Origin of the sequence: Novosphingobium acidiphilum DSM 19966, assembly GCF_000429005.1 — a bacterium.
In the GTDB taxonomy this organism is placed as follows: domain Bacteria; phylum Pseudomonadota; class Alphaproteobacteria; order Sphingomonadales; family Sphingomonadaceae; genus Novosphingobium; species Novosphingobium acidiphilum.
Window position 1 is genome coordinate 144,689 of record NZ_AUBA01000003.1, and the last position, 26,868, is coordinate 171,556.

Annotated in this window: 27 protein-coding genes; 10 read left to right on the forward strand and 17 right to left on the reverse strand. The window is 63.7% G+C overall.

Translation table 11 applies throughout. From position 1 onward, the window contains the following. The 3 genes from G404_RS0103485 to G404_RS0103495 are packed head-to-tail and all read left to right on the forward strand — an operon-like array spanning position 1 to position 2,866. Positions 1-1,302, forward strand: a complete 1,302-nt coding sequence (locus G404_RS0103485; RefSeq protein ID WP_036520223.1) for a serine hydrolase domain-containing protein — start codon at positions 1-3, stop codon at positions 1,300-1,302. Continuing rightward, positions 1,299-2,189, forward strand: a complete 891-nt coding sequence (nudC, locus tag G404_RS0103490) for an NAD(+) diphosphatase (RefSeq protein WP_028639864.1) — start codon at positions 1,299-1,301, stop codon at positions 2,187-2,189. Before G404_RS0103485 ends, nudC begins: the two co-directional genes overlap by 4 nt. Further along, positions 2,186-2,866: a DsbA family oxidoreductase gene (locus tag G404_RS0103495; RefSeq protein ID WP_028639865.1), complete on the forward strand. Its 681-nt coding sequence runs from the start codon at positions 2,186-2,188 to the stop codon at positions 2,864-2,866. The genes nudC and G404_RS0103495 overlap by 4 nt, the downstream gene beginning before the upstream one ends. On the opposite strand, the gene G404_RS0103500 is transcribed toward G404_RS0103495, so the two are convergent. Then, on the reverse strand, positions 2,863-3,255 hold the full coding sequence (locus G404_RS0103500; RefSeq protein WP_028639866.1) for a DUF1489 domain-containing protein: 393 nt from the start codon (positions 3,253-3,255) through the stop codon (positions 2,863-2,865). The two genes, G404_RS0103495 and G404_RS0103500, sit on opposite strands and share 4 nt — an antisense overlap. Before the next feature lie 118 nt (positions 3,256-3,373). Here G404_RS0103500 and G404_RS0103505 point away from each other — a divergent pair, with 118 nt between their 5' ends. After that, the gene (locus G404_RS0103505; RefSeq protein ID WP_028639867.1) at positions 3,374-3,829 is read left to right on the forward strand and encodes a peptidylprolyl isomerase; all 456 of its coding nucleotides are present in this window, start codon (positions 3,374-3,376) and stop codon (positions 3,827-3,829) included. Positions 3,830-4,007: 178 nt separating this feature from the next. Here the strand turns inward: G404_RS0103505 and G404_RS20590 are convergent, their stop codons facing one another. Further along, complete coding sequence (locus G404_RS20590) at positions 4,008-4,148, reverse strand: hypothetical protein (RefSeq protein ID WP_169719678.1); 141 nt, start codon at positions 4,146-4,148, stop codon at positions 4,008-4,010. A 166-nt stretch (positions 4,149-4,314) separates the two neighbouring features. Next, complete coding sequence (locus G404_RS0103515; RefSeq protein WP_028639868.1) at positions 4,315-5,127, reverse strand: transglutaminase-like domain-containing protein; 813 nt, start codon at positions 5,125-5,127, stop codon at positions 4,315-4,317. A gap of 132 nt (positions 5,128-5,259) precedes the next feature. Here G404_RS0103515 and G404_RS0103520 point away from each other — a divergent pair, with 132 nt between their 5' ends. Next, entirely contained in the window at positions 5,260-5,919 is a 660-nt protein-coding gene (locus G404_RS0103520; RefSeq protein ID WP_028639869.1) for a pyridoxamine 5'-phosphate oxidase family protein, read from the forward strand. Between the two features lie 22 nt (positions 5,920-5,941). Here G404_RS0103520 and G404_RS0103525 read toward each other — a convergent pair whose 3' ends face one another. The 4 genes from G404_RS0103525 to G404_RS0103540 all read right to left on the reverse strand — a co-directional run bounded on the left by G404_RS0103525 (position 5,942) and on the right by G404_RS0103540 (position 9,420). After that, complete coding sequence (locus tag G404_RS0103525; RefSeq protein ID WP_051280100.1) at positions 5,942-6,823, reverse strand: LysR substrate-binding domain-containing protein; 882 nt, start codon at positions 6,821-6,823, stop codon at positions 5,942-5,944. Then, the gene (locus tag G404_RS17905; RefSeq protein ID WP_036520227.1) at positions 6,820-7,773 is read right to left on the reverse strand and encodes a hemolysin family protein; all 954 of its coding nucleotides are present in this window, start codon (positions 7,771-7,773) and stop codon (positions 6,820-6,822) included. Before G404_RS17905 ends, G404_RS0103525 begins: the two co-directional genes overlap by 4 nt. A 61-nt stretch (positions 7,774-7,834) precedes the next feature. Beyond that, on the reverse strand, positions 7,835-8,332 hold the full coding sequence (gene ybeY / locus G404_RS0103535; RefSeq protein WP_036520230.1) for an rRNA maturation RNase YbeY: 498 nt from the start codon (positions 8,330-8,332) through the stop codon (positions 7,835-7,837). Next, positions 8,329-9,420, reverse strand: a complete 1,092-nt coding sequence (locus G404_RS0103540) for a PhoH family protein (protein WP_036520232.1) — start codon at positions 9,418-9,420, stop codon at positions 8,329-8,331. Before G404_RS0103540 ends, ybeY begins: the two co-directional genes overlap by 4 nt. Positions 9,421-9,694: 274 nt before the next feature. On the opposite strand from G404_RS0103540, the gene G404_RS20915 reads away from it, so the two are divergent. Further along, a complete protein-coding gene (locus G404_RS20915; protein WP_281170249.1) occupies positions 9,695-9,823 on the forward strand; it encodes a hypothetical protein in 129 nt (42 codons plus the stop codon). 21 nt (positions 9,824-9,844) lie between these two features. Here the strand turns inward: G404_RS20915 and miaB are convergent, their stop codons facing one another. Continuing rightward, positions 9,845-11,167: a tRNA (N6-isopentenyl adenosine(37)-C2)-methylthiotransferase MiaB gene (gene miaB, locus G404_RS0103550; protein ID WP_028639873.1), complete on the reverse strand. Its 1,323-nt coding sequence runs from the start codon at positions 11,165-11,167 to the stop codon at positions 9,845-9,847. Positions 11,168-11,391: 224 nt separating this feature from the next. Here miaB and G404_RS0103555 point away from each other — a divergent pair, with 224 nt between their 5' ends. After that, entirely contained in the window at positions 11,392-11,793 is a 402-nt protein-coding gene (locus G404_RS0103555) for a CZB domain-containing protein (RefSeq protein ID WP_156906176.1), read from the forward strand. A gap of 51 nt (positions 11,794-11,844) precedes the next feature. Here G404_RS0103555 and G404_RS17915 read toward each other — a convergent pair whose 3' ends face one another. The 7 genes from G404_RS17915 to G404_RS0103590 all read right to left on the reverse strand — a co-directional run bounded on the left by G404_RS17915 (position 11,845) and on the right by G404_RS0103590 (position 16,284). Next, the gene (locus tag G404_RS17915; RefSeq protein WP_051280102.1) at positions 11,845-12,705 is read right to left on the reverse strand and encodes a lysophospholipid acyltransferase family protein; all 861 of its coding nucleotides are present in this window, start codon (positions 12,703-12,705) and stop codon (positions 11,845-11,847) included. Further along, positions 12,698-13,120, reverse strand: a complete 423-nt coding sequence (locus G404_RS0103565; protein ID WP_028639875.1) for a Fur family transcriptional regulator — start codon at positions 13,118-13,120, stop codon at positions 12,698-12,700. Before G404_RS0103565 ends, G404_RS17915 begins: the two co-directional genes overlap by 8 nt. Before the next feature lie 195 nt (positions 13,121-13,315). After that, the gene (locus G404_RS0103570) at positions 13,316-13,759 is read right to left on the reverse strand and encodes a Ros/MucR family transcriptional regulator (RefSeq protein ID WP_028639876.1); all 444 of its coding nucleotides are present in this window, start codon (positions 13,757-13,759) and stop codon (positions 13,316-13,318) included. 201 nt (positions 13,760-13,960) lie between these two features. Then, complete coding sequence (locus tag G404_RS0103575; RefSeq protein ID WP_028639877.1) at positions 13,961-14,431, reverse strand: GNAT family N-acetyltransferase; 471 nt, start codon at positions 14,429-14,431, stop codon at positions 13,961-13,963. Positions 14,432-14,437: 6 nt separating this feature from the next. Then, complete coding sequence (gene tsaB / locus G404_RS0103580) at positions 14,438-15,049, reverse strand: tRNA (adenosine(37)-N6)-threonylcarbamoyltransferase complex dimerization subunit type 1 TsaB (RefSeq protein ID WP_028639878.1); 612 nt, start codon at positions 15,047-15,049, stop codon at positions 14,438-14,440. Between the two features lie 12 nt (positions 15,050-15,061). Further along, positions 15,062-15,655: a malonic semialdehyde reductase gene (locus tag G404_RS0103585; RefSeq protein ID WP_028639879.1), complete on the reverse strand. Its 594-nt coding sequence runs from the start codon at positions 15,653-15,655 to the stop codon at positions 15,062-15,064. 53 nt (positions 15,656-15,708) lie between these two features. Further along, positions 15,709-16,284: a NifU family protein gene (locus G404_RS0103590; RefSeq protein ID WP_028639880.1), complete on the reverse strand. Its 576-nt coding sequence runs from the start codon at positions 16,282-16,284 to the stop codon at positions 15,709-15,711. Positions 16,285-16,437: 153 nt separating this feature from the next. Between G404_RS0103590 and G404_RS0103595 the strand changes: the two genes are divergently transcribed. The 3 genes from G404_RS0103595 (at position 16,438) to G404_RS0103605 (ending at position 21,475) form a co-directional block, all read left to right on the forward strand. Continuing rightward, positions 16,438-16,995 carry an FKBP-type peptidyl-prolyl cis-trans isomerase gene (locus G404_RS0103595; RefSeq protein WP_028639881.1) on the forward strand — a complete coding sequence of 186 codons (558 nt, stop codon included), beginning with the start codon at positions 16,438-16,440 and terminating at the stop codon, positions 16,993-16,995. Between the two features lie 92 nt (positions 16,996-17,087). Beyond that, on the forward strand, positions 17,088-19,982 hold the full coding sequence (locus G404_RS0103600) for a M16 family metallopeptidase (RefSeq protein WP_028639882.1): 2,895 nt from the start codon (positions 17,088-17,090) through the stop codon (positions 19,980-19,982). A 119-nt stretch (positions 19,983-20,101) separates the two neighbouring features. Continuing rightward, positions 20,102-21,475, forward strand: a complete 1,374-nt coding sequence (locus tag G404_RS0103605) for a class II 3-deoxy-7-phosphoheptulonate synthase (RefSeq protein ID WP_028639883.1) — start codon at positions 20,102-20,104, stop codon at positions 21,473-21,475. A gap of 38 nt (positions 21,476-21,513) precedes the next feature. On the opposite strand, the gene G404_RS0103610 is transcribed toward G404_RS0103605, so the two are convergent. Next, positions 21,514-24,003: a TonB-dependent receptor gene (locus G404_RS0103610; RefSeq protein ID WP_036520236.1), complete on the reverse strand. Its 2,490-nt coding sequence runs from the start codon at positions 24,001-24,003 to the stop codon at positions 21,514-21,516. A gap of 294 nt (positions 24,004-24,297) precedes the next feature. Beyond that, entirely contained in the window at positions 24,298-26,787 is a 2,490-nt protein-coding gene (locus G404_RS0103615; RefSeq protein ID WP_028639885.1) for a TonB-dependent receptor domain-containing protein, read from the reverse strand. Positions 26,788-26,868 lie beyond the last annotated feature (81 nt).

Consider the following 26,868-nt stretch of genomic DNA (forward strand, 5'->3'; position numbering starts at 1 on the left):
ATGGCTGCACAAGGTTTCACAAGCGCGGTTTCGCGGCGCGGGTTTCTGGGTGGCGCGATGCTGGCCGGCGGTGTGGGCCTTATGCCGCGCATGGCCTTTGCCGCGCCCGATGCACAAGCGCTCTATCCCCATCTGGCGAAACTGGCGGCGGATTATGTCGACGGCGGCAAGCTGCCCGGCGTTGTGTCGCTGATCAACCGCGGCGGCATGCAATCGGTGATCGCGCGCGGGGTGCAGACGCTGGGCGATCCGCGACCGGCCGATGCCGACAGCCTGTATCGCGCCTATTCGATGACCAAGCCGATCACCGGCATGGCCACGATGATCCTGATCGACGAAGGCAAGCTGACGCTCGATACACCGCTGGCCGATATTCTGCCCCGCTATGCAAAAATGCAGGTGCAGGTCACGCCCGACGGATCGCTGACCGATGTGCGTCCGGCCAAAACGCCGATCACGATCCGCCACCTTTTGACCCACACATCGGGGCTTGGCTATTCGATCATCCAGACCGGGCCGATCAAGACCGCCTACGAAACCAACGGGCTGGTCCCCGCCGAAGTCAGCCACTTTGCGATCCCGGGCCTGACCGTCGGCAAGGTTCTGCCCAGCCTGGCCGAATTTGCCGACAAGCTGGCGGAAATGCCGCTGGTCTATGAACCGGGCACGCAGTGGTCGTATTCGGTGTCGCTTGATCTGCTGGGTCGGGTGATCGAAGTCGTGACGGGCAAGCCGTTCGACGCCTATCTGGCCGAACGCATCTTTGGCCCTTGCGGCATGACCAGTTCGGGTTTCCAGGTCGCGCCGCAAAATGCCGCGCGCCTGACCACCAATTACGGCATGCTGAACGGCAAGCTGGTGCCGATCGATCCCGCAGCCAAATCGATCTATCTCGATCCACCGGCCTATCCGTTCGGCGGCGCCGGTCTGGTGACATCGCCGCGCGATTACGACCGGTTCCTGCAGATGGTGCTGAATTACGGCATGCTCGATGGACGGCGCGTGATGAACGAGCGCGCGGTGCGCATCGGCACCAGCGATCTGCTGCCGCCCGCGCTTGCGGGCACCAAAGTGTTTGGCCGCCCGTCGGGGTTTGGCGCCGGCGGCCGGGTCGGTGTGGGCGATGACGCCGGAACCTTCGGCTGGTCGGGTGCGGCGGGTACGGTCGGCTTTGTCAGCTATCGCGGCAACGCCAGCGCGGGGCTGTGGGTGCAGTATATGCCTTCGGGCGCGCTGCCGATCGGCGAGGAATTCGCCATGGCGGTGCGGTCCGATCTGCGCGGGCTGAGGGCGCCTGCATGACCGATGTGACCATCGCGTTTTCGGGATCGGTGATCGACCGGGCCGATGCGGTGCGGTCGGACCCGGACAGGCTGGCGGGGCTGACCAACTGGCGCGCGCGGCTGCTGCTGATGGACGGCCTTGCGCCGCAGATCGCCGCCGATGGCGGGCTCGACTGGGGCACTCTGGCCGACGCCGATCCCACGGCAGAGCTGGTGTTTCTGGGGCTGGCGCCCGATGGCCGCGCGTGTTTTGCGGCGGTCGATCCCAAACTGGTGGGTACCGGCAGCACAGCGCCGCCCGATCCGCGATTGTGGCAGGTCATGGGCCTGCTGTCGCCGCCCGATCTGGCGATCTATGGCGCGGCCAAGGCCTTGGTCGACTGGCATGCGCGGCACCGGTTCTGCGCGCGCTGCGGCCATGCGACCGTGCTGAAAAAGGGCGGCTGGCAGCGCAGTTGCAGCAATGATGCCTGCCGCGCCGAACATTTTCCGCGGGTCGATCCGGTTACAATCATGACCGTAGAGCACCAGGGCCGCCTGCTGCTGGGCCGTCAGCCCCGCTTTCCCCCGCGTCGTTATTCGGCGCTGGCGGGGTTTGTCGAACCGGGCGAAACCATCGAAGAGGCGGTGGCGCGCGAAATTTCCGAAGAGGCTGGGATCGTTGTGCGCGATGTGCGCTATGTCGCCAGCCAGCCCTGGCCGTTTCCATCGTCGCTGATGATCGCCTGCCATGCTTTCGCCGATGACGATGCGGTTACGATAGACCGCACCGAACTGGACGATGCGCGCTGGTTCACGCGCGACGATGTGATTGCGGCGATGCGCGGGGATGATGCGGCGGGCTTCATCGCGCCACCGCCCTTTGCCATTGCGCATCATCTGCTGCGCTGGTGGTTGCAGCAATGAGCGCGCATCCGGTCACCATCGACATCTGGTCGGACGTGATGTGCCCGTGGTGCGTGATCGGCACGCGCCAGCTGGAAACCGCGCTGTCGGCGCTGCGCGACGAAGTTGCCGCCACGATCCGGTTTCACCCGTTCGAGCTCAACCCCGACATGCCGGCACACGGCGAAGATCAGCGCGCGCACATCATGCGCAAATATGGCCGCAGCGCCGACGAAGCCGTACAAGGCCGCGAACGCCTGCGCGAAGTGGGGCGCCAGGCCGGCTATGCGTTCGATTACACCGGGCCGGGCGATCCGCCGCCGGCGATGATGTGGAACACGCGGGCAGCGCACAAGCTGCTGGTGATGGCGCTGCGCGACCACGGGCCGCAGCTGCAGGGCCGGTTGAAACACGCGCTGTTCGACGCGCATTTCCAGGCGCGGCGCAATGTCGGCGATGCGCAAGTGCTGGTCGATATCGCCGCATCGGTGGGTATCGATCCCGACGCGGCCCGTGCCGCGCTGCATGACGCCGAACTCGATGCGATCGTCACCGCCGGCGAACAGCAGGCGTGGGACTGGAACATCACCGGCGTGCCGGCGATGATCATCAATGGCAAATACCTGATCCCCGGCGCGCAGGACCCGGCGACCTATGCCAATGCGCTGCGCCGCGTGGTGGCAAAGGAAACCGCCTAGACCAGCCCCAGCCGGGCCAGTTCGCTGGCGATCTGGGGGGGCAGCAGGTCGGCGCTTTCGCCACTGCCAAGGTCTGCTGGGGCGTCGGCTTCTTCCAGATAGCGCCAGCCCTGGTGCGCGCGGCGCGGGCGCGGGTGGACGTCGATCAGGCGGGTCGCGATGATGATCTCGGTGCGGCCATCGGGCGCCTCGGCAAAGCCCAGGATTTCAGACCGCGCGACCAGCTGGTGCTTGAAAATCCAGTAAACCGAACCGCCGATCATTTCGGCATGGCGACGCGGCAGGTTGCGCGTGGTCAGCCGCGCCTGATCGCCGCGGGTCTGAAACCAGCCGTGGACTTCTTCCAGCGACTGCGCGCCATAGGCGACTTTGGTCATGTTCAACGGCATGCCGCCGATCTAGGCGGCACCGGCGGCAAAGGGAAGGTGCCCGATAGGAACATCTGTCTGTCGACAATGCCCGCAAACGCCCTATATCAGCCGCAAATTGGCGAAAAGGACCGAACCAATGGCCGAAGAAAAACTGGTATTCTCGCTCGATTCGGGCGACGTTGTGATCCGCCTGCTGCCCGACAAGGCGCCAGGCCACGTTGCGCGGATCAAGGAACTGGCCGGCGAAGGCTTTTACGACGGGGTGAAGTTTCACCGCGTGATCCCGGGCTTCATGGCGCAGGGCGGCTGCCCCAACGGCACCGGCATGGGCGGTTCGTCGAAGCCCGATCTGAAGGCCGAATTCAACGATGTGCCGCACGTGCGCGGCGTGTGCTCGATGGCGCGCACCCAGAATCCGAATTCCGCCAACAGCCAGTTCTTCATCTGCTTTGACGATGCGCGTTTCCTCGACCGGCAATATACCGTGTGGGGCGAGGTCGAAAGCGGCATGGAACACATCGACGCGCTGCCCAAGGGCGAACCGCCGGCAAAGCCCGGCGTGATCAACAAGGCAACAGTGGTCGCTGGATAACCGTGCAACCCCTTCCCCGCTTTGGGGAAGGGGTGATCATCGGGCGAAATGGCGCAACGATGCGAACGGCGCGGCCGGAAAAAGCCGCCCTGCGGTCTTTTCAAACCGGATTGCGGCCTTGTGCCTGGCCAGGTCCTTTTTGCAGGCCGGTCGTGCTGCGCAATTTGGCCACGCTGCCTTAGTGCTTGGCTTTGGGATCGCGCACGGCGTTCTTGAACTGCGCGTTGTCATTGGGCGCCAGCGCGGTCGGCGCCGTCTTGGTCTTGGTCGCCTTGGGCTTGCGCTCTTCGCGATTGCTGCGTTTTTGTGATTTTGCCATGGTGGTGGTGTCCTGTCGCGGCGGGGCGCAGCATGTGCTGCACAGGACCCTTTGGCCACGATTGGCCGAAGGTCCGGATCGTTGCGCGATCCGGGGCTTCTAGCACGCGGCTGCCGGTGCGCCGCATCAATTCGGTACCGGTATGTTCCGCAGGACCAGGGCGATGTCAGCCCAGCCGGTCCTCGTCGGTGTAGACATCGAACCGGGTCAGCGTGACTGCGCCGAACGTGGTGGTCAGCGCCGCATCGGCGGCATCGCGCCCGCGCGCCATCAGCACGCGACCGCAGCGCGGTGTGTTGTGCCGCGCATCGAACACGTACCAGCGATTGTCGAGCCAGACTTCGAACCAGGCCGAAAAGTCCATGTCACCGATCGGCGCGGGCAGGTCCATATCACCCAGATATCCGGTGCAGTAGCGCGCCGGCACATTCATGCAACGGCACAGCGTGATCGCCAGATGCGCGTAATCGCGGCACACGCCGGCCTGTTCGTGAAACACGTCGAACGCGGTCTTGGTCGGGCGCGCAGCCATATAGTCAAAGCGGATATGGCCATGGACCCAGGACACGATCGCCTGCACCAGCGACCAGCCCTGCGGCACATGGCCGAACAGGCTCCACGCTGCATCGGTCAGGCGGTCGGTTTCGCAATAGCGGCTGGCCAGCAGATACATCAGCACGTCGTCGGGCAGATCGGCCAGTGCGGCCTGCCGCGCGTCGGGCACCACCGGATCGGGCGTGAACGGATCTTCGATCACGAATCCGCACGAAATCGTGATTCCGCCTGCGGGCATCGTCAGGCGGGTGCAGGTATTGCCGAAACTGTCGACATAATCGTACAGCGGAACGTCGGGCGTGGTGAAAATCCGTTGCGCGGTGCGCAGATCCTTGTTGCGCGAGGCATGGACCGACAGGTTGGCCAGGACAGGCACCGCCTGGGTGCTTCCGAACCCGATATCGTATCCTGCACGTATCAGCATGGTGGTACCTTTCTCAACGACAACACGCGGCGCGTCCGTACCCCCGGCTTGCAGGTTCTACACACCGGCCATAGGGTAGGGCAACCATGCGTCGGCACCCTCTTTGCGGCCGACGCATCGGTCGGGGGCGCAATGACCGATTTTCCTGTTACCGAACGCAGCCGGATTCGCCGGATGCACGCACGCGGCATGCACGAACATGCGGCGGTTCATGCCGTGCTCGATGCCAGCCCGCTGTGCCACGTCGGTTATGTGATCGATGGCGAAGCGTACGTCACACCCACGCTTCACTGGCGCGACGGCAACCGCGTCTATTGGCATGGGTCCGCCGCCAGCCGGTTCCTGCGCCAGGTGCCGGGCCAGCGCGTGTGCCTGACCGTCAGCCTGATGGACGGGTATGTGCTGGCGCGTTCGGCGTTCAACCATTCGGTCAATTACCGTTCGGCGATGGTGTTCGGACGCGCAAACGTGATGACCGATCCCGACGACACGGCCGCGGCGCTGCGCCACATGGTCGATGATCTGTTTCCCGGCCGATGGAACAGCCTGCGGCCGATGACCGCGCAGGAACTGAAAGCCACCAGCGTGCTATGGATGGACATCGAAGAGGCCAGCGTAAAGACGCGCGATGCCCCTCCGGGCGATCCCGAAGATCAGGACCACGCCGTGTGGGCCGGCGTTCTGCCGACCACCACCACCATGGGGGCCGCACAGCCTGCATCAGGACCGCATCAGGACCTGCCGCTGCCCCCCGAGCTGGCCGAACTGATCGCTTCGGGGCACTTGCGCTAGGTCAAGTGCGCGCAACGCCGAATTACAGTCCTGCGCGGATCATCCAGTCGTGGAACAGCCGCACCGGGCGCGATTGCAGCGCGCGCGGGCGGCACACGAACCAGTAGCTGTAGGGGCTGTCGACTTCGATGTCGTAGACGCGCGCCAGCCGCGAATCGTGGCTGCGCGTAAAATGGTCGTCGTGCATGATCGCGATGCCCAGGCCCTGCGCCGCGGCTTCCAGAATCAGCTGGCCCGAATCGAAATGATCGATGGCATGGGGTTCCAGGTTTTCGAGGTGGAGCGTGCGTTTCCACGCCTCAAAGCTCATCGGCAGGTCGTTGTGCACCAGGAACGTCTGCTTTGACAGCTTGTCGAGGTCGGGCCGGTCGCCCAGGCTGGCGGCCATTTCCTTGTTGGCAATGGCATAGACCCGGTTGTGATCGAGCCGTACCGCGTGCAGCGTCGCATCGGGCCCTTCGGACAGGATGATCGCCGCATCCAGCGTATCGCCCAGCTTGGTTTCGGCGGCGTGGCTGCTGTCGATGTCGATGTGAAGTTGCGGATGCAGCCGGCGCAGTTCGCCAAGGCGCGGAAACAGCCGCTGGCTGCCGAACAGCGGCAGCACGCCCAGCCGCAGCCGCATGCCCTTGCCGGTGTCGATCAGGCGGTCGATCCGGTCGGCCATTTCATCGATCAGCGGCGCAACCGCCTCGTACAGCACCTGGCCATCTTCGGTCAGTTTCAGCGCCTGGTGCTTGCGTTCGAACAGCGGCTTGCTGACGAATTCCTCAAGCGCACCCAGCCGCCGCGACAGCGCCGAGGGGCTTAGCGCCAGTTCGGCCGCCGCCGTCTTGGCAGACCCGGCGCGCACGACGCGAATGAACGCTTCGAGCGATCGCAAGGGGGGCAGGCGGCGGATCATGGTCGGATGGTCATTCCTGTATCTTTGTCGATGGAGTCGGGCGCATGCAGCCGCAGCCGGGTCAGGCGCCGTTCGTCCCCATCGGTCACTTCGATCCGCCAGCCGCTGTCATGATCGAGAATGCGCCCCACCGGCGGCACTTCGCCCGCCAGCACCACGGCCAGCCCGCCGAGCGTATCCACATCCTCGTCGACGATGGCAAGCCGGGGATCCACCCTTTTTCCCACTTCGTCGAGTTCGGCGCGGGCATCGGCATCCCAGATCCCTTCGCTGACGCAATGGATCAGGTCGACCGGGGCATCATCGTGTTCGTCCTCGATCTCGCCGACGATTTCCTCGACCAGGTCTTCGAACGTGATGATCCCGTCGGTGCCCGAATATTCGTCGATGACAATGGCCAGGTGGGTGCGGCTGGCGCGCATGTCGCCCAGCACATCCAGCGCGCCGCGGGCCTGCGGCACAAACAGCGGTTGACGCATCAGGCCCGACCAGTCGCCGGGCGCGGTACCCCCGTGCAGGGCCATGTGCGCCACGATCGGGAACAGGTCCTTTACGTGCACCATGCCGATCACTTCATCGAGCGATTCGCCATAGATCGGCAGGCGGCTGTGGCCATGTTCGGCAAACGCGGCGATCAGTTCGGCAAAGCTGGCGCCCGCCGGCACCGCCACGATCTGCCCGCGCGGGATGGCCACGTCGTCGGCGTCGTGTTCGCTGAAATGCAGCAGGTTGCGCAGCATCTGGCGTTCGAGCGGGACCAGATCGCCGCTGGTGTCGGTGGCGGTGCCCAGATCGCCTTCGTGTTCTGCGATTGCGTCTTCGATCTGTGCGCGCAGCGACTGATCGTGGTCGTTTCCACGGAACAGTGCCTTGACCATGCGCCACAGCGCGGGGCTACTGTCGCCTTCGCCCGAACGGTTTTCGCCGCCGGACCCGTTGCCCTCGGCCACTTGATCGGTCTCCTGTTGCAGGCCCGGCGCGCGTACGTGCGTCGCCGATCGCCCCCTTCAGTCATGCATATGGGTCGGACAGGCCCAAAAGTGCAAGCGCCTTCCGCTCCAGGTCTTCCATTTCCTCGGCCTCGGCCTCGCCGGTCTCGTGATCGTATCCGGCCAGGTGCAGCAGACCGTGCACGATCAGATGGCTGGTATGCGCGGCCGGCGTAATGTTTTTTTCGGCCGCCTCGCGCAGGCAGACACCGTGCGCCAGGATCAGATCGCCCAGCATCGCCGGTGCCCCGGCATCGACCGCCGCGCGCAGCACCTCGTCGCGCGACAGCATCGGGAACGACAACACATTGGTCGGTTTGTCCTTGGCGCGCCATTGCAGGTTCAGCGCGTGGACTTCGTCATCATCCGCCAGCACCAGGCTGACCAGCATGGTGTCATGCGCCAGTTCGGGGGCCACGGTGGCCGCCGCCTCGGCCGCGGCAGAGGCCAGCGTTTCCCAGTCGGTGGCATCGCCCCAGACCGGATCGATATCGAAATCGATGCTCGGCGCGGCGGTCATGATGGCGTGTCTGCGCTGTCCTGGCCTTCATAGGCTTCGACAATGCGGCCCACGATCGGATGGCGCACGACATCGCCCACGCCGAACCGCACGGTGCCGATCCCTTCGATCCCTTCCAGCCGGCGTACCGCATCGGCCAGCCCGCTGGCAGCAACGCCCCCGGGCAGATCGACCTGCCGCGGATCGCCGCACACCACCATGCGGCTGTTCTGGCCGAACCGGGTAAGAAACATCTTCATCTGCCCGACCGTGGTGTTCTGCGCTTCGTCGAGGATGACAAAGGCATCGGCCAGTGTGCGCCCGCGCATGAATGCGATCGGCGCGACCTCGATTTCGCCCGATGCCATGCGCCGTTCGACCTGTTCGGGCGGCATGCAATCATACAGCGCGTCGTACAGCGGGCGCAGATAGGGATCGACCTTTTCCTTCATGTCGCCGGGCAGAAAGCCCAGCCGTTCGCCCGCCTCGACCGCGGGGCGCGACAGGATCAGCCGCTGGACCGATCCGCTCATCAATTGCGACACCGCCTGTGCCACCGCGAGATAGGTCTTGCCGGTGCCGGCCGGGCCCAGCGCAAAGATCACATCATCGCGCACCAGCGCGCGCATGTAATCGATCTGCACTTTCGATCGCGGCGCGATGGTTTTCAGCCGGGTGCGGATCAGGATCGGCGGGGCGGCCATCGGCGCGCCGGTAATAATGCCCTCAAGCGTGGGTTCGTTCGACATCGCGATCAGCGAATCGACCGTGCCCGCATCGATTTCCTGCCCCGACAGGATGCGTTGATACATCCCGCGCAGCACATCGCGCGCGCGCGCCACCGTTTCGACCGGGCCTTCGACCAGCGCCTTGTTGCCGCGCGCCGAAATATACACGCCCAGCCGGTTTTCGATCAGCACGAGATTGGTGTCAAATTGACCAAACAGGGCGCCCAGTACCGACTGTTCGTCGAATTCTATCTCTATCCGGGCACGGCGATTGGCTTCGCCGCGATGGGTGCCCTCGTGCGTGGCACCATAATGGCCTGTGGGCTCGCCACGGGTATCGCGATGCGCCACGGTCGTGGCGCGGGGGAATTTACGGGCCATGCGTCTCCCTTGCTTCGGTGCCCCCCAGATTATGCCGCTGTGTGGCATGCGCAAGACAGCTGGCCGTTATTTCTGGTGGACCCATGGCGATTTGCACAACCTGTTGTCGCAATGGCAACGCTTGCCTCGCTGTCGCGGCGTTGCGACAAAGCTGAATCATCGGTGATTGCATCGCGTGGTGACGGTTAATGCAGAACCTGTCATGAGGTTAACGGTGCCGGCACCATCCCTCAAAACCTGGGCCGGCACCTTTGCAATCAGGAGGATACCGATCATGCGCAAGGCACTTCTTTCGATCGTCGCCGTCGCGGTGGCTGCGGCCGCTCTGGCCCCGACAATGGCCAATGCCCGCGGCTGGCATCACCACCACCACCACTGGCATCACCACCATCACCGCATGTGATCGGTCGTGGGGGGCGGCGGGTCAGCCGACCCGTCGCCCTGCCAGCGAATTGGGGCCCGCCTCGATCAGGTCAACCTCGACCAGATCGCCGATCGCGGCCTGATCGGTGAAATGCACCGATTGCAGCCAGGGTGATTTGCCCAGCCATTGTCCGTCCTGGCGTCCGCGCCGTTCGACCAGCACCGTGCAGCGCCGCCCGACCGTGGACCGGTTGAAGGCCAGTTGATCGCGGTTGATACGTGCCTGCAGGCGTTGCAGGCGATCATCCATCACCTCTGCGGCGATCTGTCCGTCCATATCGGCCGCAGGCGTGCCGGGGCGTGCCGAATATTTGAAACTGAACGCCTGGGCATAGCCGGCGGCATCGATCAGCGACAAAGTGTCGGCAAATTCCGCATCGGTCTCGCCCGGAAACCCGACAATGAAATCGCCCGACAACGCAATATCGGGGCAGCTCCGGCGCACGCGATCAAGCAGTTTCAGATAACTTTCTGCCGTGTGGCTGCGGTTCATCGCCTTGAGCACGCGATCGTTGCCCGATTGCACCGGCAGATGCAGAAACGGCATCAGCTTGGGATTGTCGCCATGCGCCGCGATCAGCGCGTCGTCCATGTCGGCCGGGTGGCTGGTGGTATAACGGATCCGCGCCAGATCGGGCAATTTGGCCAGCGCCTGCGCAAGGCCTGCCAGCCCGACCGGCTGACCGGCGGCATTTTCACCGCGCCAGGCGTTAACGTTCTGGCCCAGCAGCGTGATTTCGCGCGCGCCACCTTCGACCAGCGCGCGCGCCTCGTCGATAAGATCGGCAAAGGGCCGCGAAATTTCTGCGCCGCGCGTATAGGGCACCACGCAATAGGTGCAGAATTTGTCGCAGCCTTCCTGGATGGTCAGGAACGCCGAAGGGCCCGACTTGCGCCGACGCGGCAGGGCGGCAAATTTCGCCTCTGCCGGCATGTCGGTTTCGGTCTCGCGCCCGCCGGCTGCGGCGGCTGCGACCATTTCGGGCAGGCGGTGATAGGCCTGCGGACCGACGACCACGCGCACCGATGGCGCCCGCGCCATGATTTCCGCGCCTTCGGCCTGTGCCACGCACCCCGCCACCGCGATCAGCGGCGTCGTGCCATCGTCGCGCCGCAACCGGCCGATATCCGAATAGACCTTTTCGGTGGCACGTTCGCGGATATGGCACGTGTTGAGCACGACCAGATCGGCATCTTCGCGCGCGTCGCTGGCCTGCATGCCTTGCGCGGTCAGCAATTCGGCCATGCGTTCGCCGTCATAGACGTTCATCTGGCAGCCGAAGCTTTTGACGTGAAAGGTACGGGGGGGATTGGTCGCGGACATAGTCGGCGCCGCTTAGCCGATGTCGTTTGCAAATACCACAGTGGCGGCGATAGGTGCCAGGCTTGGCCGTTGCCTGCGCAGGTCTTGGGCGCGCGCGGTGGTGCCATTGCGGGCGTTTACGTACCATCCGATAGCGTTGCGTGTACCATGCTCGTTGAGGGCCTCGCCATATTCCGGCTCTATTGCGGTTGCATCCTGATACGCCGACGATTGCGAACGGCGTCATGCCAAAGTTGGAAACCGGAATGAACGCCCAAGCGATCATTGATGAAGTCAACAGCGCGATCGGCGCGCACGGAATGTGGAAAATGCGGCTGCGCACGGCGATTATGTCGGGGCAATGCGAAATCACGGCCGCGCATGCCTGCCGTGACGACAAATGCGCATTCGGAACGTGGATCTATGGCCCTTCGCTTGACGCGCAAGTGCGGGCAGGCGTTCCCTACCAGGTCATCAAGCGTCTTCATGCCGAATTCCACCAGACCGCAGGCGGCGTGCTTGCCCAGGTCGAGCGCGGCAACATGGCGGATGCAAAAGCGACGATGGATGGCGAATTTGCGGACCGTTCGGAAAAACTGGTGCGCGCACTGACCAAGTGGAAAGGCGAACTCGTGCGCTTGCGCTGAGCGCGCCAAGGCGGCCCGGCCTTGGCACATTGCCGCGAAAACCGTTGGCCCTTATGCCGCCCTGTTGCTGGGCGGCACATACCCGATCTGCCCAACGGCGTGCGCAAACGGGCGCAGCGGTTTGCCAAGCCGAGCTTCGAGTGCGGGCACGATGCGCGCGCGGGCTTCGGCGGCGATGGCTTTGCGGCCGACGTAATCGCGCGGGTCAAAGGGTTCCAGAAAGAACACGTCCAGTGTGAACGTGCCGCGGCGTGACATGATGCGCTTGGCGTTGTCCACCCCGGATTCGGTGCCGATCCAGCCGATCCATTCGCCGATGTCGGCGCCGTAATCCAGCGCCACCGGCTGGACCAGCACGCCCGGTGGCGGCGGTTCGAGCACGCGCAGCATCGAGGTCTTGAACGGCAGCAAGGAATGGCCGTCGGTGGTGGTGCCTTCGGGAAAGACCGTCACGGCCCAATTGTCGGCCAGCGCTTCGCGCAGACGGTTGATCTGGTCGGCCACGCCCAGCCGGTCTTCGCGGCTGACGAACACGGTGCGGTTGATCCGCGCGAGCCAGCCGACCAGCGGCGCCACGCCCAGTTCCGCCTTGGCCACAAACGCTGTGCCGCTGGCTCCGCCCAGTGCCAGGATATCGACCCACGACAGGTGGTTGGCAATATAGAACACGTCGCGCTTCAGCGGCACGCCGTGCACCCGCAAGCGCACCCCGCACAGCCGGCAGGCAATCCGCAGGAACAGTTTGGGAAACGGCGATCCGTAATGCACCGTGCGATAGGCATAGTGCAGCGGCACGCACATCAGCAGCGTGATGACCAGGCCCAGCGCGCGCAGCCACAGGCGCATCCAGCCGGCCCAGGTAACGGCCTCGCCCCGGCCGGGGCCGATCGGGCGCGGCTTATGCTCAAGCATCGCGGTCAAGTTTGACACCGTAAAGCTCCATGCGGTGATCGACCAGGCGATAGCCCAGCTTTTCGGCAATCTGGCGCTGCAGCGCCTCAAGCTCGGGATCGACAAATTCGATCACTTTGCCCGTTTCGACATCGATCAGGTGGTCGTGATGCGCCTCTGGCGTGGCTTCGTAACGGGCGCGGCCATCGCCAAAGTCGTGACGGTCAAGAATGCCTGCCTCTTCAAACAGGCGCACGGTGCGATAGACCGTGGCAATCGATATGCGCGGATCGCGCGCGGCGGCGCGTTCGTGCAGTTTCTCCACATCGGGGTGGTCTTCGCTTTCGGACAGGACCTGGGCAATCACCCGGCGCTGTTCGGTTATGCGCAATCCCCGCTCGGCGCAGAGGGCTTCGATATCGATGGGCTGGTGCACGTCTGTTCCGGAAAAATCGCGATGCCCAATGATAGGCTGTCAGGCAAAGACTGCAACCGCGCGTTCACTGCCTGGCTTGAAAGGCGCCTGGCGCTTTTGCCACAGACCCTCAGGTCGATACGAAGAGCCCGCGCTGCCGGGATGGACCATGCCATCCGGCCGCGCGGGCTTTCATACCCCAAACGGGATGTGCGATCAGGCCGCCGAGGCTTTGGCGCGGCCGCGCTTGGGCGCAGGCTTGCGGCCAAGGCCGATCTTCTTGGCCAGTTCGCGGCGCTTTTCGGCATAAGCCGGCGCAACCATCGGATAGTCCGCAGGCAGGTTCCAGCGTGCGCGATACTGTTCCGGGGTCAGGTTGTAGCGGGTGGCCAGGTGCCGCTTGAGCATCTTCAGCTTCTTGCCGTCTTCCAGGCAGACGATGTGATCGTTCTTGATCGAAGAACGGATCGACACAGCCGGTTCCGGCATGGGTTCGGCCTGCGGTTCGGCGGGCTTCAGCCCGGCAAGCGCGGTGTAGACATTGCTGATCAACGTGCCCAGATCGCCCACGGCGACGCTGTTGTTGCTGACATGTGCAGCGACGATATCAGAGGTGAGCGTGATCAGCGTCTCGCGCAGATCGTTTTCAATTTCAGACATTGCGAACCGACCTTCTTTACTGTTGAACCGTTTGTGTTATGGTCAACCATTTGAAATTATTGATTTTTTCGCCGATCAGATAAATCGACTCTCCCGCCGGATAAAAACCGTATAGACCGACAGGGATAATACACAATCATTCTTGATCTCTGCAATGGAAAAATCAGGAATTTTCCAACCAAAACCGATTTTTACAAGGATTCATTCTAGAACGAGTTCCTGTGTAATGGCGTCAATCCGATCACCGTTCAATGCGCGATAATACCGAGGCCGTATTCCCACCGCGCGAAAACCATGGCTGGCATAGAGGATACCGGCCGGATTGTTGCGCCGCATTTCCAGAAACAGTCTTTTCTTGCCGCGCTGGCGGGCATGTTCAATAAATTCCCGCAACAACGCATGGCCTAGTCCCTTGCGCCGCGACTCGGGGGCGATTGCAAACAGCAGCAGTTCTTCCTCGTCGAGCACTCCGCGCGATAAGTAAAAACCCGCAGCCGGATCACAGGGCTTCAATTCCATCGCGCCATCGTCTGCGATCAGCGCATATTGCGTGGCCGGCAGCAACAAGGCGTCGCTGACCTGGCGGCGGTTCCACGCTTCGCCGAATTCGGAAGGAAATGCCGAAGTCATGACATCCATGATACGATCAACGTCGTCGAGCGGATGCACCATGCGCGGTCAGCCGGGCAAACGTGCATCGGGCGCGCGGCCGTAGACCGGGCTGACCGACGGGCGCCACGCAGCGTGGTCCAACAGGCCAAAGCTGCGCGCATCGGGGCGGATCGCCAGGTCGTGCGCGCCGGTGCGCGCGGCCACGGCACCGGCCTGGCTGCCGGCAACGATCGGCGCGCGCGCCAGGCCGATTACGGCATCGGGCGCGAGCGAGGCCAGCGGTGCAACCACAGCGCCCTGTGCGTCATACGTGGCAAAGAACCATTCGCCATGGCCGCCTGTCATCACCACATCGATGTCGGAGCCGCCGGATTGCGCACGGGCCATCGCCGCGACCAGATCGAGGCACCCATAGCCGCCGACGTGTGCGCCCCAGGCCAGGCCCAGTGCACGCGCGGCGGCAATGCCGACGCGTATGCCGGTAAAGCTGCCCGGCCCCAGATTGACCATGATCCGCGCCGCCCGGCCGCGATCGGGCAGATCGGCAATCATCGGCACCAACCGTTCGGCATGGCCGCGGCCAAGGTCGACACAGTTTCCGGATAGCAGCATGCCCCGATCGAACAACGCCACCGAACACGTCTCTGTCGCGCTGTCGATGACAAGCACGCGGGTCATCGCGGCTGCCGCTCAGGCAATGCGGTTGAACATGGCAAAATCGGGGCGGGGGCTGCGCGGGGAAATCGTGGCGGGATCGCCATAGCCCAGCGTCGAGATGAAATTGGTGCGCACGCGCGGCGTTTCGGCAAAAAACGCGGCGTCCACAGCGCCCTGGTCAAAGCCCGACATCGGCCCGGTGTCGAGCCCCAGCGCGCGGGCGGCCAGGATGAAATAGGCGCCCTGCAACGATGAATTGCGCAACGCGGACGTTTCGCGCAGCGCTTCGTTGCCTGCGAACCAGCTTTTGGCGTCGGCGTGGGGGAACAGCCACGGCAGCTGTTCGTGAAAATCCAGATCCATGCCGATAACAGCCGACACCGGTGCCTTGCGGATCTTGTCGGCATTGGCAGCGCTGGCGGCTGCGGCCAGTTTTTCCTTGGCGTCATCGCTGACGCACCACACGATGCGCGCAGGCAGCTGATTGGCCGAGGTCGGTCCCATCTTGAGCAGATCCCAGATCGCGACAAGCTGGTCTTCGGAAACGGGACGGTCGAGATAACCGTTGTAGGTGCGCGCAGTGCGGAACAATTGGTCAAGCGCGGCATCGGCAAGGGGCTGGGGCATGGCCGGCACGATCCTGTAGGGTCTGGGTGGGAAAAATCAGGCGGCGCGAAAAATCAGGCGGCGCGCACTTCGCTCACTTCGGGAACGTAATGCTTGAGCAGCGATTCGATTCCGTTCTTGAGCGTGGCGGTGGACGAGGGGCAGCCCGAACAGGCGCCCTGCATGCGCAGATAGACAACGCCGTCGCGAAACCCGCGATAGATGATATCGCCGCCATCGTTGGCGACGGCCGGGCGCACGCGGGTTTCGATCAGGTCCTTGATCTGATCGATGATATCGGCATCGGCCGGATCATCGGCCGGCGCATCGTCGTCTTCGCCCGGAACGGCAAAGTCGGCCACTCCTGCGGCAAACAGCGGGGTCTGTGTCACGAAATGATCGAGCAGCACCGCCAGCACTTGCGGCTTGGTATCGCTCCACGCCGCGCCGGGCGCAATGGTTACCGACACGAATTCGCGGCCGAAGAACACGCCCGTCACATCACCCAGTGCAAACAGGCCCTGCGCCAGCGGGGACACCGCGGCCTGTTCGTCGCTGGTGAATTCGCGCGTGCCGGTGGCCATGACCACTTCGCCGGGCAGAAATTTCAAAGTCGCCGGGTTGGGCGTCGTTTCGGTTTCTATGAACATGCATCGCATTTAGGTGCGGGTCACTTCGGGTCAAGGGCTGTTGGGGGCGACCGCCAGGTTAATTCGCGGTTTCAGGCGCTTTGGTGCAGAATTTGCGACAGGCAGTCGTTTGCTGTCTGGCGGCATCGCGCGCCAGCGCCTATGCGCGCGGCCATGAACCACACCTTTGCGCGAATCGCTCTCGCCCTGACCACGCTCGCCGCGCCGATTCCGGCACTGGCAGCGCCCGCTCCTGCAGCACCTGCGCCGGCCGCGATCATCAAGCTGCCGTTGCAGCCGGTGGTGGCGCCCGATCTGCGCGCGTGTTCGGCCCGCACCGCCTCGGGGCTGGGCTATACCGTGCTGCGCGATGCGACCGGGCCAAAGCCTGGCAAGACCGATTTCGTGCTGATCGGCTATATCGGCTATCTGGCGACCACCGGTGCGGTGTTCGATCAGAACCAGGGCACGCCGTTGAGCATCGACAGCGTTATTCCGGGATTTTCCGAAGGCCTGCAACTGATGCCGCGCGGCAGCGTCTATCGCCTGTGCGTGCCCGCAGCGCTTGGCTATGGCGCCAAGGGTGCCGGTGACGCGATCCCGGCCAATGCCGATCTGGTGTTCCAGATCGAACTGATCGATTCCAAGACCGCCGCCGAAGTTGCCGCGATGCGCCAGGCCCAGGAGGCCGGCGCGCCGCAGCCCGCACCCGCGCAGCCTGCCGCACACTGATTGCCCGCTGGCCCTGCCCGCAGGGGCTGCGGACACGGCCAGCCAATCCTATTCACTGGCCCTTCATTGTTGTGCGGCCTATAGATCGGGCCATGGTGTCATCGCGTCTGCGCACTGCGCGTTTCGGTCTTGGTCTGTCGCTCATGGTCGGTGTGGCCCTGCCGCTATCCCCGGCGGTGGCGGCGCCGCCGCCCGATCCGGCGTGGCTGTATGCCGGATCGGATGTGCCGCACGATGCGAAATGGACGTTCGGCATCCTGCCCAACGGCCTGCGCTATGCGGTGCGGCATAATGGCGTGCCGCCGGGCCAGATCTCGATCCGCATGATCGCCGATGTCGGATCGCTGTACGAAACCGATGCCCAGCGCGGCTATGCCCACCTGATCGAACACCTGACCTTTCGCGATTCCAAATACCTTAAATCGGGTGAGGCGATCCCCACCTGGCAAAAGCTGGGCGCGACCTTTGGCAGCGACACCAATGCCGAAACCAGCCCGACGCAGACCACCTACAAGCTCGATCTGCCCAATGCCTCGCCCGAGACGATCGACGAGACGTTCAAGCTGTTGTCGGGGATGATCGCGTCCCCGATCTTTACGCCGCAAGGCGTGAAGACCGAGGTGCCGATCGTGCTGGCCGAAATGCGCGAACGCCAGGGTGCCGAAAGCCACGTGGTCGAGGCCACGCGCGCCACTTTCTTCAAGGGCCAGCCGCTGGCCGACCGGTCGCCGATCGGCACGGTCGCCACGCTTGAGGCGGCCACTGCCGCCAGTATCAAGGCGTTTCACGACAAATGGTACCGGCCCGACAACGCGGTGATTGTCGTGGCCGGCGATGCCGAACCCGCAGCAATGGTGGCAGAAATCACCAAGTGGTTCGGTGACTGGCATGGCGTGGGGCCAAAGCCGCCGCAGCCCGATTTCGGTGCGCCGCACGCGCCGGGCGGCAGCGATGCCAAACACCCAGGCACGATGCCGGCAGGGCGCGTGCCGTTTGACGAAGCGGCGGTGATTGTCGAACCCGGCCTGCCGCGCGTGGTCAATGCCGCGATCCTGCGTCCCTGGCACAAGGTCAATGACACGATCGTCTATAACGAGGGCAATATCATCGACCGGCTGGCGCTGGCGCTGATCAACCGGCGGCTTGAGGCCAAGGCGCGCGGCACCGCCAGCTATCTGGCGGCGTCGGTCGATCAGACCCGGATCAACCGCTCTGCCGATGCCACGCTGATCACGGTTACGCCGCTGGGTGATGACTGGAAATCGGCGCTGCGCGATGTGCGCGCGGTAATCTCCGATGCGCTGGCCACCCCGCCCAGCCGCGAAGAAATCGCGCGCGAAGTGGCCGAGTTCGAAATCAGTTACAAAGTCCCGGTTGAAACGCAGGAAACCCAGGCCGGGTCGAAGCTGGCCGACGAAATTGCCGAAGCCGTCGACATTCGCGAAACCGTGGCCAACCCCGACACGGTCTATGCCATTTTCCGCAAGACCATTCCGCTGTTCACGCCGGCCGCGGTGCTGGCCCACACGCGCACCTTGTTCGAGGGCACGGTCGAACGTGCGGTGCTGATCACGCCCAAGGCTGACGATGGTACCGCCGCCGATGTGCGCACCGCGATGGTGGCGCCGGTCGATGCGGCTGCGGGCAGCCGCATCGCCGCAACCAGCCTGACTTTCGCCGATTTGCCGCCGATCGGAACGCCTGGCCAGGTGGTGGACGCGGTGCCGACCGGGCTGCTCGCCATCGAACGCGTAACCCTGTCGAACGGCGTCAAAGTGCTGCTGTGGCCCAACGACGCAGAGCCGGGCCGGATTATCATGCGCGTGCGCTTTGGCGGCGGCTATGGCGCGATCGATCCCAAGGACGCCGTCTATGTCTCGCTGGGCGAGGCCGCGCTGATGGACACCGGGTTTGCGACCTATGGCCGCGAAGATCTTGACCGGCTGGCTACCGGGCGCAAGCTCAGCCTTGATTTCGATATCGGCGACACCGCATTCGGGTTCTATGCCGACACGCGCCCGGCGGATCTGGCGGATCAGCTGTATCTGTTTGCAGCCAAGCTGGCGATGCCGCGCTGGGACGATCACCCGGTCACCCGCGCGCTGGCGGCGCTGCGGCTGAATTACGACAGCACCAACGGATCGCCGATGAAAGTGCTGCAGCGCGATCTGCCCTGGTTGATCCGCGATGGCGATCCGCGCTTTGCCCGGCCCAACCCGGCCGAACTGGCCAAGGCCACGCCCGAAGGGTTTCGGCGGGTGTGGGAACCGCTGTTGCGCCAGGGGCCGATCGAGGTCGATCTGTTTGGCGATTTCAAGCGCGAGGACGGCTTGGCCGCGCTGAACCGCACGTTTGGCGCGCTGCCGCTGCGTGCGCCGCTGCCGCCGGCCAATCTGGCACCACATCTGCCCGCGCATAACGAAACGCCGCTGGTGCTGACCCATCGCGGCGATCCCGATACCGCAGCGGCGCTGGTGGCCTGGCCCACCGGGGGCGGCCGCGCGGATTTGCGCACTTCGCGGCAACTGGAATTGCTGTCGCAGATATTCCAGAACCGGCTGTTTGACGTGATGCGCGAAAAGATCGGCGCAAGTTATGCCCCGCAGGTCAATTCGTCGTGGCCGCTCGATCTGTCATCGGGCGGGTATTTCGCTGCGACCACGCAATTGCGCCCGCGCGATCTGCCTGCATTCTTTGCCGCCGCCGATACGATTGCCGCGGATCTGGTGGCCAATCCGCCCAGCGCCGATGAAATCGCGCGTGTGACCGAACCGATGAAGCAATGGATCACGCGGCTGTCCACCGGCAACGGGTTCTACCTCGACCAGTTGCAGGGCGGGGCCAGCGAACCGCGCAAGCTGGCCGACCTGCGATCGATCCTGGTCGATTCGGCAACCACCACGCCCGAGGCGATGCAGGAACTGGCGCGCCACTATTTGAAGCCGGATGCAACCTGGAAAGTCGAAGTGGTGCCCGAAAAGCACTGATTTGCGCAATTTGATTGCGCAAATCAGTGTAATCGGAACGCTGCCTTTGCTTTTGGAGCATGCCACGCCTATTTGCGCACTTCGGCCGACACCCGGCCGGAACGCAAGGACGAGGAACAGTGGCAAGCAACTGGAATGCACACAGCTGGCGCGGGCACGAGGCACGGCATCTGCCGGTCTATCCCGACATGGACAAGCTTGCGGCGGTGGAAACCACGCTGACCAGCTTTCCCCCGCTGGTGTTTGCAGGCGAGGCGCGCGCGCTCAAGGCCGATCTGGCCGAAGTGGCCGCGGGCCGGGCATTTCTGCTCCAGGGCGGCGATTGCGCCGAAAGCTTTGCCGAATTCCACCCCAACAACATCCGCGATACGTTCCGCGTGCTGTTGCAGATGGCGGTGATCCTGACCTTTGCCAGCAAGCAGCCGGTGATCAAGGTCGGGCGCATGGCCGGCCAATTTGCCAAGCCGCGCTCGTCGCCTATGGAAAAAATCGGCGATGTCGAATTGCCGAGCTATCTTGGCGACAACATCAACGGCATCGATTTCACGCCCGAACAGCGCATCCCCGATCCCGAACGGATGCTGCGCGCCTATAGCCAGGCGGCGGCCACGCTCAATCTGCTGCGCGCGTTTGCGACCGGCGGTTATGCCAATCTGCGCCAGGTGCACCAGTGGACGCTCGATCATATCGGCAAAAGCCCGTGGGCGGCCAAATTTGGCGAAATGGCCGACAAGATCGGCGAAGCGCTGGATTTCATGCAGGCCTGCGGGGTGAATCCCGCAACCGTGCCGCAATTGCAGGGCACCAGTTTCTTCACCAGCCACGAAGCGCTGCTGCTGCCTTATGAAGAGGCGATGACGCGGCAGGATTCGCTGACCGGCAAATGGTACGACACCAGCGCGCATATGCTGTGGATCGGTGATCGCACCCGGTTCGAAGGATCGGCGCATGTCGAATTCCTGCGCGGGGTCGACAATCCGATCGGCGTGAAATGCGGCCCCAGCCTGACCGCAGACGTGCTGATCCGGCTGCTTGATACGCTGAACCCGTCGCGCGAGGCGGGGCGGATTACGCTGATCAGCCGGTTTGGCCATGACAAGGTCGAGGCCGGGCTGCCCCCGCTGGTGCGCGCGATTGCGCGCGAAGGCCATCCGGTGGTGTGGTCATGCGATCCGATGCACGGCAATGTGATCAAGGCCGACAACGGTTACAAGACGCGGCCCTTCGATCGCATCCTGCGCGAAGTTGAAGGCTTTTTTGCGGTGCATCGCGCCGAAGGCACCCATGCCGGCGGCATCCATATCGAAATGACCGGGCGCGATGTCACCGAATGTACCGGTGGCGCGGTGGCGATCAGCGAAGCGGGTCTGGCCGATCGGTATCACACCCATTGCGATCCCCGGCTGAACGCCGCGCAATCGCTGGAGCTCGCCTTTCTGCTGGCCGAAGCGATCAACCTGGAACGCGCCGGCCAGAAGGCGCAGGCCGCCTGATACAGACCGGGTGCGGCGATCGCCGCACCCGGCCATGGTCAGAACGTGACGCGGATCGACCCGGTCAGCGTGCGCCCGTTCAGCGGCAACACGCTGACAACGCCGCTGGCAGGCACCGCGCTGGCATCGGCTTCGACAATCGCCAGTTTGTTGAACAGGTTGTAGACGTTGAGCGTTGCGGTCACGCGCGGCATCGGGTGGATCTGGACAAACGGATTGACCAGCACATAGCCCGGCTGCTTCAGCAGGTCGCTGTCCTGCGCAAAGCTGCTGGCCACGCCCACGATATTGGCGCCCACCGAGATCCATTTGCCATCGAACTGGGGCATCGCGGTGAAGAACAAGGTCGGTTCGTGGCGCGGGGTCAGGCCGTTTTCGGCCGGATTGAGCACGTCGTTGTCGATTTTTGCCTTGGTATAGGTCGCGCCCAGACGCAGGCTGAACGGCCCTTTGCGCGCTTCGCTTTCGAGTTCGATGCCCTTGGCGCTATAGGTCCGGTTGATCGGGATGACGATGGTTGCCCCGTTCTGATCCTGTGCAACCTGGTTGTTGATGTCGTTCGACGACGCCCAAAACCCGGTGACGTAGATCGTGACATCGCCGCTGCGGAACTTGGTGCCGACTTCGGCCTGCTTGATCAGGCTATAGGCCAGGTCGGGCGCAACCGGCTGTCCGGTCGCAGAATTGAACGTGGGCGGATACAGCCCGCGATCGGCGCCGGCGCGGCCGCCCCGGCTATAGCGGGCAAAAGCCGACAGATCGTCGGCAATGCGGTAATTGGCGCCCGCCGAATAGGACAGATAGTGATAGGAATACCCGACCGCGGCGGGCTGCGACAAAGGCAACACCGCGGTTTGCGATTCCGCCGCCGAAATCACGCCGTCGCCGTTGAAGTCATAAGCCCCGACGCCAACCCGGCCGCCGCCCAGATCCGAACCATAGACGGCGCCACCGACTTTGCCGGTATCGTAGCGCAAGCTGCCGCCGAGTGCCAATTTGCCCACCTGGTAATTGACCGAAGCAAATGGCGCCAGCGTGCGGAAGTTGACATCGAGATAGCGATGCCCGCGGCCGCCGCTGTGGATGAAGCTGTATGACAACAGGCCACCCTGGGTAACCGGGACGCCGGCTGCGGTGACGACGTTGAGGTTGGTCGAATTTCCGCCGCTGGCAAAATCGGTTACCGATGTGTCGAACGACCACAGGATATTGATATCCTGCGACGAGGCGTAAACGCCTGCGGTGGTGGTCAATTTACCCGTACCCAGCGTAAACACCCGGCTGGCGCGCAATTCGTTGACGGCATAGTCGAAGCTGTTGATGTCGGCATGATCGAGCAGGTTCAGCGCAGCCAGGCCATTGCCGTTAAGCCCCGCCGGGTTGGCAACAATCTGGCCCGCCAGCGGACCGTCGGCGTATTTCAACTGTGCGCCCGCGCCGCCGACCACGGTGGCGATGGCGGCTGCCGGAATATAACCGGCCGGCACGGTTTCGTTGTGGACGCCCGAAATATCCGAATAGCGGAACCGGTCGGTCACGGTCCAGCCCGCGACATCGAATTGCGCCTCAAGCCCGATCGCGCGGACTTTGCTGCGATCGCCCTGATGCAGATCGATATTTTGCGGCAGATTGTTCTGGTTGAGCGCCTGGTCATTGGTGATATTGCGTGACCACGCCGAATTGCTGCGCGGATCGAACCCCGGCACCGCCGTATAGGTCGGGTTGGCATTGGTTCCGCCGATTTCGACCGGCACCACGCCCAGGTACGGTTCGCGATCATCCATCACTTTCGCGTAGACCCGGATATAGCCGTTGTCGAAACTGCGCGTCAGGTTGAATTTGATCTGGCCACCGTTGAAGGCATCGTAACCCGTTGCGCGCGGCCCTTCGCCAAGGTGATAGAACCCGCCGATGTTGAACCGCCAATGGTCGTCGATCTTGCTGCCATAGTCGAAGTCGACGCGGCCCAGCCCATAGTTGACGCCCGAACTGACCTGCATCACGCCGCCGGTTTCCTCGCCGGTGCGCGAAATGAAATTGACCACCCCGCCGGGCGAATTCGATGCAAACGTCGATGCCGAGCCGCCGCGGATCGCCTGCACTTGTGCGGTGCTCAGGTCGACGCGGAGAAACTGCGTCTGGGTGCCGAAATAGATATCGCCGAATTCCAGAACCGGCAGGCCGTCTTCTTCGATCTGCAGAAATTTCGACCCGTCGGTATCGAGCGGCAAGCCGCGGATGGTGATCGAGGTGCGGCCATCGGTGCCGCCGGTTTCGGCGCGGATGCCGGGAATATTGCCGACAATTTCGGCAATCGAGGGCGTCCCGATCCGCTGCAGATCCGCGCTGCTGATCGTGCTTGCCGAAATCGCGGTGTCGAGCAAATCGCGGCCCTTGGCAACGCCGGTGGTGAACGCGCTTGTGGCCGGCGCGGGGGTGGTGCCGGCGTCTGCGGCCTGGGCGTCGGCGCGCGCCGCAACGGGGGCAAGCGCAGTCGTGGCTGCGAGCACGATAAGCGATTTTTTCATGGGACAACCTCTTCTGGTGGATGCGCAGCGCGCCTCTTGCCGCGCGCATGGTTACGGTTCCGGTGACCGCTGCCATCCGTATTTGCGCGGATAGGAGCATCAGAAAATGTATGTGCGAACAAAGGGTTAAATGTGACAGCGCGGCATTTGCGCAGCGCCGTGGCGGCCATGATCAACACGCGGCAGATATCGCGACGGATCGGACCGATGCGCGCCTGCGAAGTCGTGCACCGCGCCGAAGGCACCGGCCGCCTGATCCAGACCGGGTGCGGCGTTTGCCGCACCCGGCCGGGCTCAAAAGGTGATGCGGACAGAAGCGGTCAGCGTGCGCCCGTTGATTGGCAGGATGTTGACGATCCCGTTGGCCGGAACACCGCCCGAATCGACTTCGCTGAACGCCAGCTTGTTGAACAGGTTGAACACGTTCAGCGTTGCGGTGACATGCGCCAGCGGGCGCACTTCGACAAACGGATTGACCAGCACATAGCCCGGCTGCTTCAACAGGTCGGTGTCTTCGGCATAGCTGCTCGACACGCCGATGACATTGGCCCCGATCGAGATCATGCCGGTCTGGAATTGCGGCATTGCGGTCATGAAGAAATTCGGCTCGTGGCGCGGGACCAACCCGTTTTCCGCAGGATTGTCCAGATCGCTGTCGATTTTCGATTTGGTGTAGGTTGCCCCCAGGCGCAGGCTGAACGGGCCTTTGCGGGCCTCGCTTTCCAATTCGACGCCTTTTGCGCTGTAGGTGCGGTTGATCGGCACGACAATCGTGTTGCCCTGGGTATCGGCGGCAACCTGGACATTGGTGTCCTTGGTCGAGGCCCAGAACCCGGTCACAAAAACGGTGATGGGGCCGCTGCGGAACTTGGTGCCCAATTCGGCCTGCCTGATCGGGCTGAAGGCCAGGCTGGCATTGGCCAGTTGACCGGTGGCCGGGTTGAAACTGGGCGGGTACACATCACGATCGGCGCTGGCGCGTCCGCCCCGGCTGTACCGGGCAAAGGCCGACAGATCTTCGGCAATGCGATAGTTGGCCCCGGCCGAATACGACACAAAGCCATAGGAATAGGCGACCGATGCCGGTTGCGACAGCGGCAGCATTGCGGTCTGCGTCTCGGGCAGCGAAATCACGCCGTCGCCATTGATGTCATAGGCGCCCACGCCGACGCGCCCGCCGCCAAGGTCTGCACCATAGACCATGCCACGCGCCTGTGTCCTGTCGTAACGCAGGCTGGCACCCAGCGTCAGTTTGCCCGCCTGGTAATTGATCGAACCATAGGGTGCCAGCGTGCGGAACCGGACATCAAGGTCGCGCTTGAACTGCCCGCTGCCGCCCAGAAAGCTGTAGGACAGCACCCCGCCCTGGGTAATCGGGAAACCCGACGGCGTGGTGACATTGAGCAAGGTCGAATTGCCCCCGCCAGCAAAATCCATCACCGTGCTGTTGAACGACCACAGCATGTCGATATCCTGCGACGAGGCATAGAACCCGGCCGTGGTGGTCAGCTTGCCGCCTGCAAGCGCAAACACACGGCTGGCGCGCAGATCGTTGACGGCATAGTTCAGGCTGTTGATATCTGCGTTGATCTGCAAGCCCAGCGCAGCCAGGCCGTTGCCGTTGAGCGTGGCCGGATTGGCCACCGTTTGCCCGGCCAGCGGCCCGTCGGCATAGCTGACGGTGCCGCCCGGCACGCCCAGCGCACCGGCCAGCGCCGCCGCCGGGATATAGACCTGCCCGGCCGTTTCATTGTGCTGGCCCGAGATGACCGAATAGCGCGCGCGATCGGTGATCGTCCATCCGGCCAGTTCGAACTGCGCCTCGATGCCGAACGCGCGCACTTTGCTGTGGTCGCCCTGACGCAGGTCGATGGTTTCGGGCAGATTGCTGCGGTTCAACACCAAAGCGCTGGACACATTGCGGGTCCAGGCGGAATCGCTGCGCGGGTCAAAGCCCGGCAGTGGTGAAAAATGAGGGTCGCTGTCGCTGCCGCTGACCTGCACGGGCACGGCGCCAAGAAAGGGTTCGCGGTCATCCAGCACTTTGGCATAAAACCGGATGTATCCGCCATCAAAGGTGCGGGTTGCGTTGAATTTGATCTGGCCGCCGTTGAATGTATCGTAGCCAGTGGCCCGTGGTCCTTCGCCCCGGCGGTAAAATCCACCCACATTGAACCGCCAGTGATCGTCGATTTTCTGACCATAGTCGAAATCGACCCGGCCCAGCGCATAGTTGAGGCCGGAACTGAATTGCAGCATGCCGCCGGTTTCTTCGCCCGTGCGCGAAATGAAATTGACCACTCCGCCCGGTGAATTCGACGCGAATGTCGATGCCGATCCACCGCGGATCGCCTGAACCTGACCAGTGGCCAGGTCGCTGCGCAGGAACTGCGTCGGTACGCCGAAATAGATATCGCCGAATTCCAGAACGGGCAGGCCATCTTCCTGGATCTGCAAAAATTTCGACCCGTCGGCGTCAAGCGGCAACCCGCGGATGGTAATCGATACGCGGCCATCGGTTCCGCCGGTTTCGGCGCGGATGCCGGGAATGTTGCCGACGATTTCGGCGATCGAGGTCGTGCCGATCTTGTGCAGATCGCTGTCGCTGATCGTGCTGGCCGAGATCGCGGTGTCGAGCAGATCGCGCCCCTTGGCAACACCGGTGGTAAAGGCGCCTTTGACAGACGGTGTGGCCGAAGCGGAATCGGGCGCGGGGCTGTCAGCCCAGGCGGTGTGCGATACAAGCGCGGTGGACAGCGCAAGCACGGTGATCGATGTTTTCACAAAAGGCCTCTCGTCTGGTGATACAGGCAGACGGCCTCTTGCGGCGGCCATGCTTAACAGCCCGGACCCGCCCGCATCAGG